The organism is Paraburkholderia phytofirmans OLGA172, from assembly GCF_001634365.1.
Classification (GTDB): domain Bacteria; phylum Pseudomonadota; class Gammaproteobacteria; order Burkholderiales; family Burkholderiaceae; genus Paraburkholderia.
The window spans coordinates 265,798-287,843 of record NZ_CP014579.1; the positions used below are offsets into that span (position 1 = coordinate 265,798).

A 22,046-nucleotide genomic window follows, 5' to 3' on the forward strand; every position below is an offset into this window, starting at 1 on the left:
CTGATTTTTGCCTTTGAGCGGTGAACAGGAGACGAGTGTGAAGGACACGATTTTCAATGCATTGGAGAGCTTCGTCGAGTTCTGTATTCGACGTCGCATTTGGGTGGTCGCGATTCTCGGCTGTGTGACGGCGCTTATGAGCGTATTCGCATTTCAGGTCTCGATGAAGACTGAGCTGGACGACCTGATGCCCCGCACGCATCCATACATTGCGATACACGAGCGCTTCAAGCAGAGCTTTGGCGGCTCCAACATAGTTAGCATCATGCTGGAGGTGAAGCAGGGCGATATCTTTAATAAGACGACACTGGAAAAAATTCAGAAGGTGACGCGTGAGTTACAGCACGTCAACGGGGTCAACCAGTATCAGATTGTTTCGCTCGCATCCAAGAAAATCAAGGACATCCGTGGTTCGACAGACGGCATCGAGTTTGTACCGTTGATGTGGCCTGACGTCCCGCAATCGGAGCAAGACATAGCGAGTCTACGTAATGCTGTGATGAACAGCCCTCTGGTCTACGGGTCGTATGTTTCCCGCGATCTGAAGGCCGCCTTGATTACGGTCGATTTTTACGACAGTTCTGTCAACTATGAAACTGCCTTTCGCCAGGTCAGCGCAATTGCAAACAGCGTCAAGGGTGATGGCGTTGAGGTGCATCTCACCGGTGCGCCGATACTGTTCGGATGGGTTAATCACTACCTGCCGGAAACACTGCTGATCTTCCTCCTGACGGTTGGCTTCCTGATTGTGCTGCTGTTTGTCAGCGCCCGCACCTGGCGTGGCACGGTGCTCCCGCTGTTAGCCGGTGTCGTCAGCGCAATATGGGCACTCGGCACGGCGCGGTTAGCGCACTTCAACGTCGATCCGCTGGTCATCGTAGTTGCATTCCTGATTACGGCCCGCTCGATCTCGCACTCGGTACAACTGGTAACACGGTTCGACGACGAAATCGCATCGGGCGAAGAGAGTGCCAGAGCGGCTGCGAAGGCAAGCATGTTGGCACTGTTGAAGCCGGGGATGCTTGGCGTCATTGCCGACGCTGGCTGCATGATCGTGGTGTTGCTGACGCCTATCGCGCTGATGCAGAAGGTTGCAATTATCGGGACTGTTTGGGTTTTGACGATTGCATTGAGCGCAGTCGTCCTGACGCCGGTTCTACTGTCGTGGATCAAGCATCCGAAGCGATATGCACATCCTCTTGATGTTTCACCGATCTTGCAGCGGATTCTCAACATCTGCATCCGCATCGTAACTACGCGTTGGCGCTATACCGTCCTGATTGGAGCCGCTGCAATCTTCGTTATCTCGGGCGTCTACGCGTTCAACCTAACGGTTGGAGATGCAAATCCGGGATCGCCGATTCTGTGGCAGGAATCCGCCTATAACAAGGATGCCGAGGCGATCAATCGGAGGTTCCCGGGAGCCGACCGGATGTTCGTGGTGTTTGCCGGCACGCAGGCCGGAGCGCTGAAAGATCCTGTTGTATTGAACAACATCAATGAGTTCCAGAAGTTCATGGGTGCGCAGGCAGAAGTGGGAGCCAGTCTGTCCATTGCCGATGTCATCCCCGTTGTCAACAAGACATTGCACGAGGGAAATCCACGCTATTTGGCCTTCGGAAAGAACAAGGAGGAGAACGGTGAGTTGGCATACATGCTGCAAAGCGGTTCCGAACCGGGTGATATGGACCGCTTCGTCGACCCTCAATACCAGAACGGGTCGGTGATACTGTTCTTCCGCGATCATCAGGGGCAGACAATTCGTACTGCAATTGCTCGCATCAAGGAATTTTCACAGGCGCACCAGATTGACCAGGGTGAATACAAACTTGCTGGCGGAATGGTTGGCGTACTTGCTGCGGTCAATGAGGTACTGTTGTCCGGACAAGTGGAAAGTATTGCCTTCGCCCTTCTGGTGCTAGTGGCCTGCTGTGCTCTGGCTTATCGTTCGATGATAGCCGGCATATTCTTTATGGTGCCGGTAGTGCTTGCCAATACGCTGACGTTCAGCATCATGGCGGCCAAAGGCATCGGCATGAACATCAACACAGTCCCTGTGGCTGCGCTTGGGATAGGGCTTGGCGTTGACTATGCATTCTATATCGTCGACGGAATCAAGGAAGACCTCCACCATCACGGCCACAACGATCTGACGCGAGCCATCACGCGCTCGCTGAACACTGCAGGGCGTGGCGTACTCATCACAGCCTCGACCTTGATTGTGAGCGTCGTGCTGTGGAGCTTCTCTTCGCTCAGATTTCAGGCGGAAATGGCGACGCTGATGGCAATTTGGCTGGCCATCTCCGCTGCGAGCGCGTTATTCATCATGCCAGCGATGGTCTATGTCTTCCGTCCAAAATTCGTGGTCGGCACGTCACACCATCAGGCGCCTGTAGTTCCGCGCAAGGTGTACGGTCTGAAACGGGAGCAGAATTTGTAGTGAGTTTGCGGTGGCTTTTTCGACACATGTTCAATCTTATCAATATAAATAGGACTACTGGAGGAATGATGGGGAGATTAAGGGGAAGCAAACGCAGTTCGGCGAGGATCGCGGTGCTGTTGGCTGCGTCAGGTTTCTCGGGTTATGCATTTTCGGCTGATTCGGTGCCTGACCCAACCACCGATCTCTCATCAAATGAATACTCTTTCAAGATGGGGGGATTCGTCCGAACCTGGGCGTCGATGAATCTGCAGAATCACCCGGAAACTGGAGGGGGGCAGGGTGAGCTGTCAATGTTGCGCGGATCTGTCGAACTCGACGCGAACGCCAAGACGGGGCCGTTTCAATGGACAGTTGTCGGCCGAGCAGATCGCGAAGTACTTACACCCTACGAAAAGCAATTGCAGGATCAAGTCCGAGCGAATTCTCCAGGCGGCCCCGGTAGCAGCATGCTAGGGTTCTACGACCAAACCCAGCTTCGTGAGTACTATGTTGACTTTGACGTTGGGCCACGTGTGCATTTCCGCCTGGGTAAGCAGGAGGTGGCTTGGGGCGAGACAGACTTCTTTCACCCGACTGATCTGATTAACGGCTACGACTTTCGGTGGCGTTCGTTCATCGAACGAGACAACGACGAACTGAGAAAGCCGCTCATCATGGCAAATGGGAACTTCGACATTCCCGCGCTGCAGGGCTCTCTGCAGGTGTTAATCCGGCCTGGTATTGACCAACTCACTGACATTGGTAACACATACGATCTGTCTGGTGGTCGTTGGGCGGAGCAACCGAACAAAGGCGCTGATTTCCTTGCTCCTGGTGCTTTAACGACAAACTATCGCAGTCGGTACGCCAATGAAAATGACGTCAGTGGTGGAGTGCGATGGACGGGTATTCTTGGCTCCGCCAATTACGCGATTTCCTATTTGAACACTTATCACCCGGACCCGATCGTGAACTCGGCGTTCGTGCCGTGGGGACAGAAACCAAAAGGAACTCTCGGGGACTTCATCTTTCCGAAGATGAATGTGTTCGGCGCCAGTATCAGCAATGAGATTCCTGCAATTGACTCGGTTGTGGCGGCAGAAGTGGCCTATCAGAACAATGTTGCCTACAACGTCGGAAGCAATTTTTTGAATGGGGCGCTGCCCGGATTTGGGGGGGTGATAACGAAGGACGTGGTTGTTTCGTCTCTGCGGATCGACAAGCAGCTTCGCCTCATGCAGCTACTGGGTACGAGCGAAGATACCCTCGCGTCGCTCCAGTTGTTCGATACGTGGATCCAGAACTTCCACGATTCGGACGATCTGGTCTACCAGGCCGGATTTGGGAAGAAGGCGAAGCAGCACACTACGCTTCTAACCGGCTTTTTTACCTTGAACTACATGAATAGCCGGCTCAACCCAGGACTTGCGGCAGGCTTGGACATAAGCAATGGCGACGCGTTCGTCATTCCCAGCGTCGAATATAAGGTTGGTAATCATTGGCGGTTCGTGGCCGAGGCCGACATCTTTTTTCCAAGGCACCAGAAGTATCCCGGCCAGATCGAGCAATCGACAGCTCCGCTTGGCGGCTTTGCCAACAACGATCAATTCATGATTCGAGCGACATATCAGTTCTGACTCGACACGGAGACATACGATGAATAAGTTTCACAAGGTTGCCCGTCAACTCGTTTCCCTATCGCTGCTGGTTGCAGCGACCGGGGCGATTGCGGCGGAGGTTCCAGCAGGTACCGTTGTTGATAAATCAAACATTGATGCGGTAAAGAACGACACGTTCGACGGACATACTATTGCGAGCCTGCTTACCGACAAGGTTGAGTGGCAGATACGCAACTGGAACCTGAAGCTCACTCTCGACCATGCCAAACCTATTCCGGTGGAGCCGCGCCTCGTCGAGGCGACGAAAGCCTATTCGAATCAAGTGAAGTTCGATTCCAAAACCAAGGAAGTCACAGGCTATGTGGCCGGCGTGCCGTTCCCTGACATCCAGGCGAGTGATCCGGACGCGGGCTTCAAGATTATGTGGAACTTCTACTACGCGCCACGCGAAGGCGACGTTGTCTACAACGATTCGTTCATTCTTGGGGTCAACGGCAGCAGCGGCCTGGAGACCAAGCAAGCATGGATCTATCAGCGGTATTACTTCAAGAACAGGCTGCTGGACAAACAACCTGTCGTGGGCGATGGATCGGTGGCGGCCAAAACGTTCTTGCTGGCCCAGTACCCGGAAGACATCAAGGGTATCGGGACATTCACTGTTCGTTCAGATTCAGCCAAATTCGAGGATACCTGGGCGTATCTGAAATCTGCACGGCGCGCGCGCAGGCTGTCGGGCGGCGCGTGGATGGATCCCATCGGTGGTTCGGACATCCTCGGCGACGACAACAACGTATTCAACGCACGGCCGAGTTGGTACAAGAATTTTAAGGTGGTTGGCAAGCGCTGGATATTGGCAGTGTCTGACGGGAGGAAGGACAACCGTGTCGCGTCCAAGTCGGGAACAGTTGACGAATTCCCCACTGTTGATCTGAAAAATGCCCCGTACTGGAACCCCGTCGAAAAGTGGCAACCTCGCGAAGTTTACGTCATTGAGGCGACGCCGCCGGACGAGCATCCGTATAGCAAACGCGTCATGTACGTCGACGTAGACACCTTCCGGCCGTGGTACTCAGAAAATTACGACAAGAAAGGCGAGTTCTGGAAGTTCACGATGTCCCAGATGCGCTCCGGTGTATCGGATGGTGGTCAGAAAGTGCTGATCTACACTGGCTTCGGCGTTATCGACTTCAAGGCGCGTCACGCGTCGATTGTTCCGATTATGGGCCGTTCGGACCCTGTTGGCATAACGGAAGACCACTGGTCGCTGAGCAACCTTGAGCAGTTGGCGAAGTAAGCCACTGACGCTACGGCGCTCGTGTGCTAAACGCCGGGAGGAAATGTGTATATGTCTTTTATGTGCGGCCGTTACAAAGAGGGTTCGCTATGACTCGCCTTGGGATTGACACCCTGAAGCATGCTGTCGGCTACGGTTCTGTTCACGATGTACCTAAGCTGCCACTCGGCTTCACTGACGTATTCGAAAGCTATTTCGTCCCGGCAAATGGCCTCAACCTGCACGCAGTCATAGGCGGAAAGGGCGCTCCGCTTTTACTGCTCGCCGGGTGGCCGCAGAACTGGTTCGCCTGGCGGTACATGATGTTGCCGCTTGCACAGTCATTCACCGTTATCGCGGTCGATCCACGCGGCGTGGGTCTTTCGGATAAGCCGACCAGCGGCTACGACTCCAGGACCCTGTCGGCCGACATGTTTGCGTTGATGGATACCCTCGGTTATGAGCATTTCGCCATGGCTGGCCACGATATCGGCATGTGGACAGGCTTCGCGATGGCTGCTGACCAGCCGGGCCGAATCGAGCGCATCGCTTTGGGCGAAGCAATTATTCCGGGCGTATCAGATTCTCCACCGTTGCTTTCGGACGATCGCTGGCTGAGCGACTTGCTTTGGCATTTCAATTTCAACCGTGCTCGCGAGGTCAACGAACGTCTGGTGGAGGGTCGTGAGGAAATCTATTTTGGCCATCAATTTGCCAGCAAAGCCGGGTCGCCTAATGCGGTTCCAGCCTACGCCCAATCCTTTTACATTGAGCAACTCAAGCGCGACTCGCAAGCATTGCGCGCCAGCTTCGACTATTACCGGGCCATCGACGAATCAATCCCTCAGAATCGCGAGCGGCTCACGAGGGGCAAGCTTACCTTGCCGGTGTTGGCTTTCGCTGGCGAACTGTGCTGCGGCGGCCTCGTCGAGGCTGAGCTAAGGACCGTAGCCGAGGACGTGCAGTCAGCGATTATTGCCGGTGCCGGTCATTACCCTGCCGAAGAGAAGCCAGAAGCTACTCTCAAATCGCTACAGGACTTCTTCGCGCCTTACGGTGACAGCTACATCTAGGCAAGGTCTCTATGGCGCTATTCATTAACGATGACGTTGGCAGGACCCGCCCGCGTGCCTGCGGCGGCGGCAAGGTGGTCGACAAGATTAGGAGGGCGGCGCCGTTCCGTTGGGCGTGGCATTTATGCGGACTGGAGTTCGATTACCTCCGTCACTCGTGACGCTATGGTCGTACTCTGGAACACAGTAAAGATAACCCTGGTATCGACTGACGTTCAAAGCGAGGTAGAGCAGATGGAAGCTGTGAAATCGGACAGTGCTGTTTCCTTGATTCAGATTGCACTGAACACAATTGACCTACCGGGTTCGCTTCGCTTCTATGCGGAAATATTCGGTTTTGTGAACGGAGGGGGAATACCGATATGGGGCGGTCCCATGCAGTTACAGGGTCTTGACTCCAGCGCACGCGGAATGATGTGGTGGCTCGTCGGGCGGCAGAAATTCTTTCAGCTCGAGATATTTCAGCATACCCGCCCCGAACAAAGGCTTCAGCCTGCTAACTGGCGGCCATGTGATCACGGCTGGACACGGTTTGGCATTTCAGTGTCCGATATCGACTCTGTGCGGACAGGACTGGCACTCTGGGGCATTACACCCCTCGGAGAATTGACGGACGCGAATGGAACACGTCGTCTCGCATTCCGTGATCCATTTGTCGGGGCAATCGTAGAGGTCGTGGAATTTCCCCATGAGGCTGGCACGAATCGTAGTAATAGTCCCGACGCAGCCGTGGTCTATGCGAGCTTTTCCGTGGCCGACCTTGAAGATGCTCGCACGTTCTATGGGGAGGTACTAGGTTTTGCTCTTACATCTCGGGACAGCTTGCACGGACCAGAGCATGAAGCGCTCTGGGGCCTCGCCGGCGCAAAGGTTGATGGATTTGTCGTCGAAAGTGGTCAGGTCCGAGTTGAGGTGGTGCATTACGCGGAGCCAAACGGACGACCAAAACCTGCGGACCACCAAATCTGCGATCAGGGCGTTATGAACGTTGCACTCGGCTCCCGGGACATTGCAACAATCGAGGCACTCGTGCAGCGAATTCGTGCGTTCGACATACACACGACGCCGCCATTCGAGGGGGATGGGTCGCTGGTTACCTATCTGACAGAACCAAATCGTGCAGTGGAGATTATTTCGTTACCCGAAGCGATCGACGCTGAGTGGGGATTCGTTGCATCCAAGCCCTTTCTCGGGTTGGACGCTTAAGGGCTCTACCGACAATCAGGTTGAGTGATTCCAGTCTCTTGCGGTTGTGTCTTGCTGCAGGCTAAAGCGGACCTCAAGAGTAAATCTAGTTACAGTGGAAGGGAGTTAATGGTATGAAAAACGATGGGAGCTTCAGCAGCGCTTCGGTTGCGGGACGGCTGGCTGGCAAGGTCGCGGTAGTAACCGGCGCGGGCGGCGGTCAGGGCCAGGCGGCGGCGCTGCTCTTCGCACAGGCGGGCGCAACGGTTGTCGCCTGTGAGATCAACCCTAAGGGCGTGGAAGCGACGAAAAAGATCGTGTCCGAGCAGTCGCTCAACGTGGAGATTGCACAGGTCAACGCCGCCGACGAGGCCGAAGTCAAGGCTTGGATCGACGAGGCGGCGGCGCGCCATGGGGCTATCGATATCCTCTACAACAACGCGGGGCATACGCATTTTGCGCCTTTCGGCGAGATGTCGCTCGAACAGTGGCGCGAGACGATGCGGTACGAGCTCGACATCGTATTCATTCCCACGCGCGCGGTGTGGTCGCATCTCGTTACGCGGGGCGGTGGGTCGATCATCAACATCGCGTCGGTCTCCGGCATGAGGGGGTCGGAGTTCCTCGGCGCAGCCGCGCACGCAACGGGCAAGAGTGGCATCATTGGCTTCACCCGCCAACTCGCGCTTGAGGGTGCGCCGCATTGGATTCGGGCCAACTCCATATCTCCGGGGCCCATCGTCACACCGGTTACGCAAGCGCTGCTGGAAACCAGCAAGGAGTTCAACTCTTGCTTCAACGGCTGGCCAATGCTTGCACGCACCGGTCGCACGGCCGATGTCGCCTTCGCTGGGCTGTATCTCGCTTCTGACGAATCCTCGTTCGTCACTGGCGCGAACCTTACCGTGGATGGCGGTTGGTCAGCCAAGGGCGGCTTCACGCCTCATTGAGTGGAGGCAAAAGTCTCATTGACCATAAGGTTGCGACGACCAACCATTAGTCGCAGAGGCTCTGTCAAGTTTGCGGGCGCAGGCTTCACCGCCGGATAGCTGCGCAGCTGGTCGGTAACGATCCTGCGCGGCACCGGTTTGAACGCAGCACCCTCCGGAAGAAGCGTTTTGCGGCAGCCTTGTCGCGCCGCTTTTGCACCAGCACGTTGAGTTCGGCATCATGCTCGTCGACCGCTCGCCACAACAGATACGGCTCGCCGCGTAGCGTCATGAACATCTCGTCCAGATGCCATATGTTGCCCGGTTGGCGCCGCGCCGCTTTGGCGCAATGGGCGAATCCAGCGCCGAATTTGCCGCACCAGCAGCGGATCGTTTCGTACGTGACCACGACACCACGCTCGAGCAACAATTTCTCGACGTCGCGCAGGCTCAGGCTGGACCGCAAATACCAGCGAACCGCGCAGCTGATGACGACGGTACGGAGGCGGTGGCCGTCTCCCCATTAACCTGATAGTGCCTGAAAGACTTCTGCACGACGTCATTGGAACTTGCATGATCAAGGCAACTAAAGTTAAAGAGCCGCCTACGGACGCGGCGGCGCCACCAGCAGTCGGACGTCGGCGCAATGAGAATCGGCGCGAACAGACGCGCGCGATAGAGACTCGTCGGTCAATCATGGACGCCGCGTTGAACGAATTTGCGGAGCGCGGTTTTGACGGGGCTAGCATGCGTCATATTGGCGATCGGGCTGGCTTGGAATACACGCTCATCACCTATCACTTTCGCACGAAGGATGCTCTCTGGCGTGCCGTCGCCGAGGATGCTTTCGCGCAAATCGAGGTAAAGTGGAATAAGGCGATTCCAGTTGATTCGCAGATGTCCGCTGCAGACAGGGTACGTGAGGAGTTTCGTACTTTCCTTCAGTTTACAATCGAACATACGGCCTTCCATCATTTCTTGCTGCGGGAGAATCACGTGAGTAGCCCGAGACTCGCCTGGCTGCTGGAAAACGTGCTCCTGAAGACGAGAGAACGCATCCTGCCGCAGATTCGTGCGGCACAGGCAGACGGTGCATTGATCAAGGCGGACCCTAACCTGCTGTATTACATGCTCATTGGGATGACTTCTGTACTCTCTTCCTTGAAAGGAGAGATGAGCGAAACAATGGGTTTCTCGGTCGACGATTCCAAGGCGGTGAATCGCTATTGGAAGCTGATTGAGCGAGTCGTGTTCACGTAGAAGTTCAGGACCGAAGCATCAGGAACTCTTTGCTTTCGAATCGTGCGCTGTCGTACTCCTGCGGTGCGATTTTGCACGTCGGCGTCTGACGGGGCGTCGGCAGTCGGTGGTCGGTAGTCGGGGCGCTGCGTCTGGCGGCATGTGTGACGGAATTGTTCCTGATGCCGCGCCCCTCTCGATCGACCATAGGACGGGCCTCGATTGCCCCAACCTAAAGCCTTTCACCCGTTTGCTGAGGAACAAAGGGCACAAGACCCGAAGTCGAAGCTGGTAAAGGCCCAAGTGGAACTCCGCCACCTGACGGGGTTTCTGGCAATCATACCGGGCCGGCATGTGAGAGGCGCGGTCAACCGGTCACTAAGCAGTGGCTTGGTGGACGTCTACGGCATCGTCGGAGCATTGAGAGGTCTGGTTCGTCAGGGTGAGCTGATATCGGATGCCGCCGTTGTAACAGCGATCTAAACGCAGTATGAGGCTGTAACCAGTGCGTCGTGGCACCAGCAGTCAGAACACCATTTGCTGTCAGAGTTCAGTCAACTGCTGTTCTGCGTGTCACCCATGAGTTTGCGATGCTCGTGCGCCACACCGTACCTCGGTTCGCAATGAACACCTTGCCCGCAGCGAGGCTGGGGAAATGCTCGCACTTGACGCTCATGGGGTCGAGCACGAATGGTTCCCGCTGAGCCGGCGGGTTTCTAATTGACCGGCTGTCTCAATGCCTTTGAATGAAGGCCTTTTCTCCAGATCTTAGTCGGGCGGGAACACGCGCCAGGATCCGTCATCGTGCCGGAAGAAAAAGAGCGCAACCGGGCCTTTGGGTTGCAGTGCCTCCACGCAAACGTATCGGCTTCTACTGACGCCTGTGCGACCGAATCGGGTTACCCGAACGGGCATCACCGAATTTGGTATCAGCCACTTTTCAACCAGCGAACGTAAGGAGTTCTCTGCGGCTTTCATCGCTTGTTCCCGTTGGTTCGTCAGCGCCCAGTTGCCGTTCCCGCGATGTAACTTCGACCGGGAACTGGTTGGTTACTTTGCTTGATTGGGACCGGGCACAATCTATCGAAGTAGCCGTCGCGACCGACGCAACCTCGCCTGGAATTTTCAACGTGCGACGTAGCGCGATCGAGGCGCCCAGGGAGTACTGGACGCCGCGAGTCTCTGACGGCTACTCGTTGAGAAAAGCCGAAGCGGAAGGCCCGAATGAGCGGCGGTTGACCGGAGGAATCTGGCGTCGGTGTCCAACGACAAAACGCGACTATTTCTCCACGGCGTCCACTGCGACAACGGCCTGACGGGCCCGCTTGGTCGCCGCTGCAGACGCAGCGCTCACATTGCTTTCGGCGATAGCGACGACTTGCTTTGAGGCCGCTTTTGCGGCTTCATAGGTGGAGCTGGAGGCCTCGTTAGCCGTTTTGACGAATGACTTCCATGTTGCCAAAGCAGTTCCGTATCCTGCCGGAGCGTCCTTCGATAGGTCGTCGAAGAACGCCTGAGAATTGTGCTGGAACGCTTTGAGTTGCGCCTCGGCATCCTCAGCGAATTCGGTCTGGATAGCGGAGAGGATTTCGTAGACATGTCGCCAATACGACTGCGCGTTGTCTGCGGTGAGTTGCGCCTGACGCGTCAGCAGCGCATGTGGCTCCTGTGGGTCCTTGCCCGAAAGGGTCTTGACGATGACGTCATGACTTTCAGCAACGGTTGATTTGACCGCTTGCAGGCTCAGTTCCGTCACCTTTTGAATACCCTCGAAACCTTTGGTCAGGAAACCAAACGTTGCCTCCAGGGCGGCTTTCTGCGCGACTACCAGTTGTTCAGGCACGAGACTGCTCATAAGAACTCCTTAGTGATGAAGTGGCGCATGCCCGTGCGATCTGCGAAGGAAATCACGGACAACAGCCACAGAGGCGGAAACATGGTGCGATGCAGCAGAATTGATTCTAAGTGCGGGAGCGCAGATGTCAACTGTTCGTGCGCTGTCGACACTTTACGTCGTCCACTAGCAACGCGGAATGTCTTGATGGCATTGACGTATAAGGGTGAGTTAGGGAAAAACCCTAGTGAAAATGCTCGGCCTCTGGCATCAGGGCGAACCGCTTTATTCCGGCTTGTGCAAAGGCACAATTTATTTTTCGTTTGACACCAATGTGGTGGCAGAGGAATAGTGATAACGCCAGCGCAACTTATGTCGGACGATTGCGAAGGGATGAGGGGACACAACATGGCGTCACGATGATGTAATGACGTACGTGTAGCTTCACCCGGCACCGCGAATGGATCGGCGCCGGATTTGCATAAAAACATATACTGAGAGATGTCAAGCAGGATGAATCAAGATACAAGACATATCGGTCACCTCGAACGCAGTGTCGAGGACAACCGCCTCAGGCGAGCTCTCGCCGCACGCCTTGACAGGACCTTCAAACAGGCCGGGGTCAGTTCGGCCCAGGCAGCGAAGTGGTTAGGTGTAAGTGAGGACGACGTGCAGTATTGGCGGCGCGGAATCACGGTCCCACCGCTAAACGTCTGTACGCGTCTCGCCGCTGCCTTCAATCTCGACATTCACTGGCTTTGCACGGGGCAAGCACAGCTCGCCTAGGTCTGTTATCCCAGGAAGAATGCAATGCCGGATGCCGCGTCAAAAGACGACGGATTGCAACTGCGACTGCGAGCGAAATCTGTGCTGAGCCGCTGACCCTGGCAGGTCGTTACCGCAATGCATGTGGAGGCCGTGCGGCAGTGCAGCCGCTCGAATAGGCTCGCTTGTTTATTCGTAAGTATAACTGATGAAATAGGCTGACTATAACGGCGCCCGGAACACTGAGGCCAGCGCGCTGGCAAAGTGTCATCACACGACCGCACATGAATATTGTTTTCCTAAACCGTAACTGAAACTGAGGGTAGAACATGGCAAAGCGCATTGTGTACGTGACCGGTGGCATGGGTGGAATTGGAACATCGATATGTCAGCGGCTCCATAAGGATGGGCTGACGGTCGTGGCCGGTTGCGGACCGAACTCGCCACGCCGGGAGCGGTGGTTAGCCGAGCAGGCAGAGCTCGGCTTCTCCTTCATCGCCTCGGAGGGCAATGTCGGGGATTGGGAGTCGACGGAGGCCGCTTTCGCGAAGGTGAAGAAGGAGGTGGGTGAGATTGACGTGCTGGTGAATAATGCCGGAATTACGCGGGATGGCGTGTTTCGAAAAATGTCGAGGGAAAACTGGAACGACGTCATTGCTACGAACCTCACGAGTCTTTTCAACGTGACCAAACAGGTCATTGAGGGGATGGTCAGCAAGGAGTGGGGCCGGATAATCAACATCTCCTCCGTGAACGGACAAAAAGGGCAGTTCGGCCAGACCACCTACTCGACTGCCAAGGCGGGCATTCATGGCTTCACGATGTCGCTTGCCCAGGAAGTTGCAACGAAGGGCATCACGGTGAATACGGTTTCCCCCGGGTATATCGGAACCGATATGGTTCGTGCGGTACGCCCTGAAGTACTGGATGCAATCGTCCAGAGTATTCCCGTGCGGCGACTTGGAGAAGCCACAGAGATTGCTTCGATTGTCTCGTGGCTTGCCAGCGACGAAGCGGGTTTCGCTACTGGCGCAGACTTCTCGCTGAATGGCGGCTTGCATATGGGTTAAGAGTCGACCCGCAGTGCGAATGGCGAGGCCTGAGAGCTCAAAGCTCTGGTGCCTATGACGAGGCGCTAGAGCAGCATAAATCGGCTGTTGATGTGACGGACGGTGCGCCTGCGAGTTCTGCGCGACGCCGCAAGCCCAAGGGAAGTCCGGCGGAAGGGGCGCGAGCCGCCAGAGGTGGCATCAGGGATAAAATGGTTCACTGTACAAATAGGTCACACGAATAGCCGTACTGCCAATCGTCGCTTGTATGTTGCCGGTCTTTACGTTGAACTGGTTGAGGGTCGAAGCAGGGAACTCCACGACGTAGTCAAACGGGCCGAAGACGTCTGCGCATTCGATCCATTCCAAGTTTTGAAGGCGTCGGATAGCCGTCTCATGATTTATTCCAGTTTATAAACTGCATTGATGGTTTGTTCCGTGTGATTCGTTACGATAAGGCTCGACGATTGCCCGCAGTGGGTCTTGGGTCTCATCGGACTTTCGTCAGTCACTGCGCGGATAACGGTATGTTGACCGGAAGGCTTGAATTACAAGCGGGCATACCATCGAATTGATTGATATTTGCGATGAGTCTTTTGAGCGTAGGAAGCGGCTCATCCTGTTGCCATGAGCATAAGCGTGGAGTTGTGTTTGGGGCTTCAAGTGGGCATCATATGACGCACGGAACAGCAGTGACTAAGACATGGGTACATGCTAATTGCACGCCGGCAGACCGTTACCCTCCTAGTAAATGAATGGATCGTTCGTCGAATTAAATTACAAATACATCTCAAGTTCCAGCCAAGCGAGTCGTTAACTCTTGCTGTGACCCTCGCTCCGCGTGAGCACCGTACCCGGGAAGGTTGCACCATAATCCGATAAATAAGATAGTGAGAGACCAAGATGGCCACGAGAATTATGCTCAAGCATCCGGCGACCGGAATGCTTAAAAAGGGTTACTACGGCTATAGCTGGACATACCTATTCTTCGGTTGGTGGGTACCGTTGATTCGAGGCGAGTTAGGAGTTGCAGCTCTACACCTGCCTTTAGCTGCTTCACGTTTGGCTTATGGCAGCTCATCGTGTCATTCCTATACAACAAGCAGTACATGACACGCATGCTGATCGACAAAGGCTACGTATTGGCTGATTCGTCTGCCGCTAACGATCTTGCCCGCATGAAACTTGGCATGGTCGCACCTCAGGCCGCCGCCGTTTCCGCCTGAGCGCCGGGCGCCGATCAATCAATGGAAAGCTGTCTGGTCAGCCGACGCGGGAATTCCAACTTCCCTGTGTATTTGGTCTGAGCCTCATCGTTGCGTAACGAAATACGCTGCGTCTGGGAAGTCAGTCTTGTACAAGCCCGCGTAAAGAAGGACGCTCCAGGTATCTGAACTAGATTGTTCGGCAAGGGAGCCGAGTCTGACGCGTGAGCGTCGGTGTGCGCTTAGTCCTCGCAACCTTCGCAGAAAAACGACGGGGTCGGTTTTTCGGGCTTACAAGGCCAGAAATCTCCTTGGACAAGCATGTAATCTTCTTTAAGAACGGAAACTATCATGAGTGCATGGCACTATGAACACAACGGTCAACGTCTGGGTAGCGTCTCCGAAGAGGAGATTGGCAATCTTATCGCGGCACGTGTGATCGGTCCCGACACACTGGTCTGGAGGCAAGGTCAAGCTGATTGGACTCCACTTTCGAAAACCGACCTGGCGTCGAAGCTCCGCAGCCTCAACACGCCACCGGCGTTGCCAGCCGAAAAAATCAGCCATGTCATCGTATGGATCCTTGCATTTACCCCGCTCATCGCGGCTTTCCTCCAAGGATTTATCGGCGGAATCATCTATGGTAGCGACACAGATCTTGATGTCATTATGCGTCGCACCTGGTATTTCCCAATTTTGATGAATATCGGATTGTCCTACCTCGACGAATACAAACTGAGGCAGGCAGGTGTCGACACAAGTGACTTCGGCAAGATGGCCTGGCTTGTTCCTGTTTATCTTTGGAAGCGCGCAAAGACTCTCAAACAAACACCGGTATATTTTTGGATCTGGGTGGCGATGTTTGTGCTCTCGTTGTTCGGCGATAGCTAAGCGCAGAAGCGCTTTACAGCGGGTCGTCTTTCAATGCTGCGGTCAGGCAGAGCGCGAGCCGTAAATCACGGCTCGCGCTCTGCACGCCCCCGGACCTGACGCTACTAATGCTAGTGTTTCTGATCATGACCAGTCCCCAGTTCCGATTCCCAGCCTCACGCGAGCCGGTGAACTCATGTTGGTCGGACAGCCGAAACAACTGGTCCTGATTCTGTGCAAAAGGCGAGTTCTCGGTCGAGAGGCCCCGGCCGGTGTCACGACGCAGAGGCGTCTTACGTTATACGCCTAACGTCCACGAGAACTGCCGCGAATACCGATAACGGGGCGTGTCGTAAAAGGCAGCAATTCGCATGGTTCTGCATCATTCAAAACGCTCATCTCTGGCTCGATCCTGCATCGTTTCCTGCTCTCGCTCCCTTGCAACATCTCTGGCAAGTTGGCGCTGAGCCTCTGTCACAAACGACATAAGTTCTGATGGGATATATGGGCCGATGCTGTCCAGTAATCGAAGGTTTCCTTCCATCAGGGCCGCTCGGGAGCCGCTCCAGCTTCTCGGTCGGAAGCGTCCAATGAGCACCGCGAGCACGGCCCTTGCGTTCGGTGCTGCGCCGAGCAGCGCCTTCGCCTGAGCTGACCAGAGTCGGGATCCCGTCTCTTCGGACACGCACGAGAAGGTAATGATTGAGGCTGCAAGTGAGAAACGATGTTCGGGGTCGCTGTTACACCAGGCAATGAGTGCCTCACTGGTGACTGCGTCCACTGGGTTCGCGCCATAGCCGCGCAATTGCTCGAACTCGCCGGCATCTGCCCACCGAGGCTTGCCTTCACCCCCGAACAATCCGTCCATGACGGCCGTCGGCTGGAGATTAAATAACTGCTTGAGCAAATCGTCATTGAGCGACCAATACGTCTCGTATTTCGCCATGGCATCACTTAACTTGGCCGCAATTTCCGCCGCAGTGGGGCCGGCATCGGGCGCGGTCATGCAGGCTTTCGCTACTTGAGCGAGCTCATGATCTATACGTTGAGTGCCTTTACGGAACGTAGCGCGCCTGAGCAACTCGCGGCCTGCCTCAAGAAGCTCAGGCTCGTGCTCTCTCTTGGCTGAGACATCCGAGAATAGGCGCATCGCCAGAATCTCGAGCGCTACTTCAAAACCCTCTGACTGGTCGGCGATGTGGTGCAGGAGGTGCCGGAGAGCGCCACCGGGCACGTTGTCAGTAGTCCGACCAAACGCCAGATTTCGGAACATCCAGACCGGCGCCGTGCGCATTTCAAGCGTAGTGCGAAGCCGCTCGGCACCGCGTTCATCAAGCCCCACGGCCGATTGCAGAACAGGGAGAAACATCTGCGTAACTGGTTGATCAAGCGCCAGGTCGAGTATTTGTTGCGCCACGCTCTCGTTCTGCTCTCGTAGCCTCGCAAGAAAGCCTCCGAGTACTTGGACGTTCCGCTTTCCCGGAGCCGTTTGTTCGAGCCCTTCGGTGAGCAGTGTCCATGTGGCGTGGTGGTCCTGGCAACCGTCAGCGAGCCCACGGCCGAATGACCACACCTTGTTTCCGCCAAGGAGGAGTTCGGGCAGGAGTTCTGTGAAGACGCGTTCATCAGCGGCGACCGAGACGCCGAGTTCAAACGCTATTGCTTCAAGCCTCTCAGTTGCGCTCATCACGTCGCCATCGATTTCCACATCTTCTATATCAAGGCCGGCAGAGCTATTGCCTAAAACAAATGCGCACACCCGTTCCGGAAGACTGATGGGTCTCAGCTCACTCTCGAGGGCTGTCAATCGTGAGAGAACTTCGGGCGTGAGTCTGGTACGATCAAAATGCAGTGTCTGTCGGCACGCTGCCCAGCCTTCTCGCCAGAAGCCATCTGCGGCCAGAATGCGCAGAAGCCTCTCCAATTCGTCGTAGATGTGTGCACCTGTCCACAGGCCACGGAATTGCCGAGCGAGAAGGGTAAGCAGTTCGGACTTGAGGCTGGGGGCAATCAGGGCCAGAGATTCAATCAACTCAAGGGCGGCACTGTACCAGCGTATTACGTCGGCGCGACTGTCTGGCTGATATCCGTAGTTTCGCGACCGCGCTCCGAAGTTAAACGGGTAGGACGAGTGAAAATGCAGCCCTTCGAGCGCGTTGTGCAAGGCCCCCAGACCAAGCTCCCGATCCTTGGCCACCCCAGACGTAAGGAGCCACCTGATCAAATTGAGGCGCTGCTCGATGGTGGCATGCGTTCCGGATAGATGGATGGTAAACAACGAGACGAATATGTCGGAGGCTTTCTTGGCGTCGACCTCACGTGAGCAATGCGTGGCGATCCGGCCCAGGAGTTCGGCACTTCTCTCGAAAAGAGGCGCGTCATATGCAATCGAGCGCAGTAAGGGGAGGTGTCTTTGCAACTCGATCGCCAAGGGAATGGCATCGAGCTCATAGGCGCGCTCCAGCGCCACCAAAGTAGCGTCTGGCAGGATCGGTGCGACGTTTTCAAACATCGCTTGGCCCACCTCGTCAAGCGATGTTACGTCTCCCAAAAGTCCATTGGGAGAAAGCCATCTTTTGACGATGGCCGCAGCCCTTGGGCTGTCATGCAAAAAGGATAACCGCCGCGAGAACGATCGCGCCAGACGTCTGGTTCCACCGCTGACGAGCTGCTGATCTATGAGATCGTAAGGGGTGTCCTCAAGCGCCAGTGTCGCCAGCCGGTTGGCAATGGCATGCGGGAGCACCGCACGCCAGTCGCCGCGCTGCTGCACGAGATCACGCCGGTGCAACTCGCCGACGTGGCGGTAGATTTCCGTTGCAGTTTGCCCTGAAAACGCGGCCAGGCGTGGAAGCTCAGCATCGTCTCCTGACAGCGCCTCTCCCTGGAAAGAGTACACGAGTGAGCACGCTTGCGCAGCGACGAACAAGGCATCATTCGACTCTTGCCGTTGCCGAAAGAGGCGCTGAAAGAGTTCATCATTCGACAGACCTGCGATCGTATCCCCGCTTTCGACCGTATGGGCGAGAGCAATTGCGATTCGCGCGTTGCCGCCCGACACCTCGGCGATGGTGCGCGCGTCCACCTGTGACAGGTATGGATACCGGCGTTGGACCAGTTTCTCAATCAGCGCGGGTGAGGACGTATCAAGGCGGACGACCTGCGTCCCTTCGGGGTGGTCATCGCGCACGTCATACTCGACGGTGAGAACGCTAACTGTGCTCTTCGGGCCGCTGCACAGGTCGGAGAGCCTGCGATGCAGATCCGGAGGACAATTGTCGACTATGAGAATGGCGCGCGTGCGGTTTGCTATCAAGTCCGAAGCGAGGCCAGTTGGCTGCGGATCCGGGTTGTCGGATAGGTTCGTGTAAATGGCAAGCGGGGGCGGCAGTGCGCGCGCTCCGATTCTTGCATCAAACAAGGCTTCGACGAGCCGAGTCTTGCCGACGCCAGACAGGCCGACCAGACGCACTATCTTGCCGGATTGGGCCAATTCGTCGCGCAGGCTGTCGATAGCATCGGCCACCGACTGCGGCGGAGCGTCCCGGCGCGTGCCGAGATGCAGCCTCAGTTGGTCGTCAAACAGATACTCAGCATTTGCGCCCTCTGAGCTACTGCTCCAGGGGCCGTAGGGACGCCAACCCACAACAGCATTGCCAACCTTTTCCTTAACCCACGCAATCAGTCCTGGGTGGAGCCGCACCCACGCCGCCAGACGCGTGCGATCGTAGAAGTCGGTATAGAGCTGATCGGCACCATCCGTGCCGTCCAGAACATCGCGCATCGCATTCCGGCGATTACGAAGTACGCTGTCGGATGTCGACCCTGTGGAACTGACGATGATGTAGGCGCCTGCCTCAGCCGCGAGTTCCTGGATGACAGGTCGGACTGCTCCTGCTGGCCGCATCTCGGCGAGGATGTCTGCTCTCGGCATGTCCGGCTTCTTCACCTGGAAACCGGTGGAAGGGCGTGGGATGAAGCCGCCGATAAGTTCGCCCGGCGGCAATGCTACGCGGACATCCAGTCCTCCGTCCGCCGCCGTCTGGTTACCGCCCCATGTCACTGCCGCAGCCGACAGGCCGTCGCTTACCAGTTCGGCCTCGCATAGACGGCCAATCAGTTCTCTCAGGTCGACGTCATTAAGTCGAAGAATATCATCGGGTGTGATATCGAACATTGCGATTCTGGTTAGCCAGGGAGCTATATTTTACTTGTATTCGAGCAGTCGAATCATTTGGTCAGCGCGTCATTTCGTTGCGTAATTGTAATTCTGTCAGAGTACATCCGCTGGGGCGGTCGTTATTTGTCGCAATCCAGCCATAGAAGCGCACTCGGCAGCTCTATCGTTTAGACATTTAAACGGCACATCTCATGCACTGCGCATGCTGAGCGGCGTGTTATTGAGTCAAGTTGATGACCTTCCCGTATCGACGTGCCATTTCGGTAGCTCGGTGATGCGTTCTCCAATCCAGTTTACGGCTACTGCCATATCGTCACGTCGCTCGACTGGGTATTGCGCTCCCTCAACTGGAAGTTGTCCAGACGCGATGGCGTGTGGCTGGTCTAACCTACGTTGACCAGAACCGAAACGATGCCACGGGTATTCCACGAACAATGCGCCGGTATCGAGCAGATACAGCACGGCGATGCGACTCCGAACCAACTCAAGGTATTCGCTACTGCCCAGTATCGAAAGGCGGAGCAAGCCATCGGAGAATGTTTCGGTTAGTCGCTCTGTTGACGTGCCTTTCTCAATCACAGGCGTAGCGTTCGCGGATGTCAGCGCGTGTGAACTCTCTTGCCACTCTTTCAACCGGGGTACTATCAAAACCTTCCGTTCGTTGGTCGCGTTCCCGATGATGGGTTGGAGCAAGTCGCGGTCGACATAAAATCGGTTGCCGGCTAGCCAAGGCTCCGCAAGGAAACGGGCAAGCGGTTCGCTGTCGGACGTCTTGATGAGCGTGTGTTGCAGAAATTGCGTGACACCCGCCGCGTCGCCTGATGGCGACGGGAGATACCACCTGTTCATCAGCGTCAAGATTGCGTGCGGCAAGTCTTCGTGCCGATAACAGTCCCGAATGAGGGCAGGATAGTCATGGCAAAGGGACCAGAATGGAGGACGATAGTTGCCGTCAGGTTTGAGGTGAGAGTTGCCACTCACCTCAATGATGCGATGAACCCATTCAGCGGCGCATCGCATCTTCGCGAGATGCCTGGACAACAGTTCTCTCAGGTCTGTAAGCGTGTCGCGCGAGCCTAGAAGTTTCGATTTGTCAGCGTGGTCCTCGCGGACCCAAACTTCGAGAGCGGTTTCATCGATGTTTCTCCAGAATTCGACGCCCGTGTCCTGATGCAGGTCGAGCAATGATTTGGCGTACTCGAAAAGTCGCAGGACGTCGTCGTGCGGCGCGGCAGAGTTGGTGTGGTTGAACATGATATCGAGTGGTGTGATGTGTGAAATACGCGTGCGGGTGACTCAGAAAGGGATGTCGTCCGCCCAGAGGTCCAGACGACCCGTCGGCAGTCCTTCTACGCGGTTGACTATGAACCTGCATGGAAGAAGGTCATTCGTCACGGTAGAAGGCACGAGAGCCGGATTCTTGAAGGCCTGTATTTCTAAAGACTCTGCGGAGGCGATTCGCGCTTTTCCTGTCATGCCCCGCCACGGATACTCGACGACGAGTGCGTAGTCGGCGAACACGTATACAACCGTGAGGTTGCTTCGAATCTCTTTTAGCAGATTGCGGTTTGCGATAACCGGAATCCGCAACAGACCGCCTGCAAATACTTCGAAAGTGGCTGGTTTTCCAGAGACGTCAATGCCGAAAATGAGCTTTGACGCCGCGTGGGTGAGTGCCGAGTGCTCGGACTCGTTCAGCGAGTCACATCGAATGACGAGAACAGATTGCTCGTCAATCAAATCCTGGAGTCGCTCGGGTAGCTCTTCGTAGAGGACGCGACCGTACGTGCCGGTATCATTTGTCGGCTCGACCGGTTCAAACAGCTCCGGCCAGTCGACGGGAGTCAGACGCGAATGCTGCGCCTGGCGAGCGCTGTCGTGTTTGCATAGACGCGAACGAAATCGCCTGCGCTCGATAAGCGCCTGAGCAGCCCTACGCAGCCCCGGGTGTCGGAGGCTGTTGATTGCAAACTGGCGCTCCGAGAAACAGAGGGTATCTAGCCAATTCTCATCGTTCAGCAAGCGCCAGGTATCATCGTATGTGTTGTCGGCGTACACGGAAGCACGACGCATCACGTCGCGATAGTGTTCGAGCACATCTCGCATCAGACCTACATTTTCGGCGTCGTACGACACAGGCTTATGCCACGAGGTACCCAGAACCCACGTGCCTACAACGTCTGGGTCAAGGGATTCGTAGTAGGCGGAAGTCCCGTCGTCGTGGATGTCAATCAGGCGCGCAGCCTCGCTGAGAAGGCGTTGCAAATCTCGGGACGGATAGTCTGAGCACGCGTCATCAATGTCGCCCATTGCGTCGTCGGTATAGTAGCGTTGCGATTCCTCGTAATCTTCGCCGTGGGCGGGTTCGCGGAAACGTTGCGGGTCGATAATCATTATGTTCTT

14 protein-coding genes and 1 pseudogene are annotated in these 22,046 nt (G+C 55.9%); 10 read left to right on the plus strand and 5 right to left on the minus strand.

Annotated elements, in window-relative coordinates; genetic code table 11:
- The first annotated feature begins 37 nt into the window (after nt 1-37).
- From AYM40_RS21575 to AYM40_RS21600, 6 genes are all read left to right on the plus strand, one after another.
- Nucleotides 38-2,440, plus strand: coding sequence for an efflux RND transporter permease subunit (locus tag AYM40_RS21575; RefSeq protein ID WP_063498315.1), 2,403 nt, complete (start codon nt 38-40; stop codon nt 2,438-2,440).
- A 26-nt stretch (nt 2,441-2,466) separates the two neighbouring features.
- Nucleotides 2,467-4,059: a DUF1302 family protein gene (locus AYM40_RS21580; RefSeq protein WP_236721054.1), complete on the plus strand. Its 1,593-nt coding sequence runs from the start codon at nt 2,467-2,469 to the stop codon at nt 4,057-4,059.
- Between the two features lie 19 nt (nt 4,060-4,078).
- Nucleotides 4,079-5,335 carry a DUF1329 domain-containing protein gene (locus tag AYM40_RS21585; protein WP_063498317.1) on the plus strand — a complete coding sequence of 419 codons (1,257 nt, stop codon included), beginning with the start codon at nt 4,079-4,081 and terminating at the stop codon, nt 5,333-5,335.
- An 89-nt stretch (nt 5,336-5,424) separates the two neighbouring features.
- Complete coding sequence (locus AYM40_RS21590) at nt 5,425-6,387, plus strand: alpha/beta fold hydrolase (protein ID WP_063498318.1); 963 nt, start codon at nt 5,425-5,427, stop codon at nt 6,385-6,387.
- A gap of 165 nt (nt 6,388-6,552) precedes the next feature.
- Nucleotides 6,553-7,593, plus strand: coding sequence for a VOC family protein (locus AYM40_RS21595; protein WP_063498319.1), 1,041 nt, complete (start codon nt 6,553-6,555; stop codon nt 7,591-7,593).
- A 113-nt stretch (nt 7,594-7,706) separates the two neighbouring features.
- Entirely contained in the window at nt 7,707-8,522 is an 816-nt protein-coding gene (locus AYM40_RS21600; RefSeq protein ID WP_063498320.1) for an SDR family NAD(P)-dependent oxidoreductase, read from the plus strand.
- A gap of 83 nt (nt 8,523-8,605) precedes the next feature.
- On the opposite strand, the pseudogene AYM40_RS21605 reads toward AYM40_RS21600, so the two are convergent.
- Nucleotides 8,606-8,991, minus strand: a pseudogene (locus tag AYM40_RS21605) (IS6 family transposase); the annotation flags it as partial.
- An 83-nt stretch (nt 8,992-9,074) separates the two neighbouring features.
- Between AYM40_RS21605 and AYM40_RS21610 the strand changes: the two are divergent.
- Nucleotides 9,075-9,761: a TetR/AcrR family transcriptional regulator gene (locus AYM40_RS21610; RefSeq protein ID WP_063498321.1), complete on the plus strand. Its 687-nt coding sequence runs from the start codon at nt 9,075-9,077 to the stop codon at nt 9,759-9,761.
- A 1,258-nt stretch (nt 9,762-11,019) separates the two neighbouring features.
- Here the strand turns inward: AYM40_RS21610 and phaP are convergent.
- Nucleotides 11,020-11,595, minus strand: coding sequence for a TIGR01841 family phasin (phaP, locus tag AYM40_RS21620; RefSeq protein ID WP_063498323.1), 576 nt, complete (start codon nt 11,593-11,595; stop codon nt 11,020-11,022).
- Nucleotides 11,596-12,087: 492 nt separating this feature from the next.
- Between phaP and AYM40_RS21625 the strand changes: the two genes are divergently transcribed.
- From AYM40_RS21625 to AYM40_RS21635, 3 genes are all read left to right on the plus strand, one after another.
- Nucleotides 12,088-12,360 carry a helix-turn-helix domain-containing protein gene (locus AYM40_RS21625; protein WP_063498324.1) on the plus strand — a complete coding sequence of 91 codons (273 nt, stop codon included), beginning with the start codon at nt 12,088-12,090 and terminating at the stop codon, nt 12,358-12,360.
- A 308-nt stretch (nt 12,361-12,668) separates the two neighbouring features.
- A complete protein-coding gene (locus AYM40_RS21630; protein ID WP_063498325.1) occupies nt 12,669-13,409 on the plus strand; it encodes a 3-ketoacyl-ACP reductase in 741 nt (246 codons plus the stop codon).
- Between the two features lie 1,535 nt (nt 13,410-14,944).
- Nucleotides 14,945-15,484, plus strand: a complete 540-nt coding sequence (locus AYM40_RS21635) for a DUF4339 domain-containing protein (protein WP_063498326.1) — start codon at nt 14,945-14,947, stop codon at nt 15,482-15,484.
- A gap of 361 nt (nt 15,485-15,845) precedes the next feature.
- Here the strand turns inward: AYM40_RS21635 and AYM40_RS21640 are convergent, their stop codons facing one another.
- From AYM40_RS21640 to AYM40_RS21650, 3 genes are all read right to left on the minus strand, one after another.
- A complete protein-coding gene (locus tag AYM40_RS21640) occupies nt 15,846-19,640 on the minus strand; it encodes a hypothetical protein (protein ID WP_063498327.1) in 3,795 nt (1,264 codons plus the stop codon).
- A 228-nt stretch (nt 19,641-19,868) separates the two neighbouring features.
- On the minus strand, nt 19,869-20,897 hold the full coding sequence (locus AYM40_RS21645) for a hypothetical protein (protein ID WP_063498328.1): 1,029 nt from the start codon (nt 20,895-20,897) through the stop codon (nt 19,869-19,871).
- Nucleotides 20,898-20,939: 42 nt separating this feature from the next.
- A complete protein-coding gene (locus tag AYM40_RS21650; RefSeq protein ID WP_063498329.1) occupies nt 20,940-22,037 on the minus strand; it encodes a hypothetical protein in 1,098 nt (365 codons plus the stop codon).
- Nucleotides 22,038-22,046 lie beyond the last annotated feature (9 nt).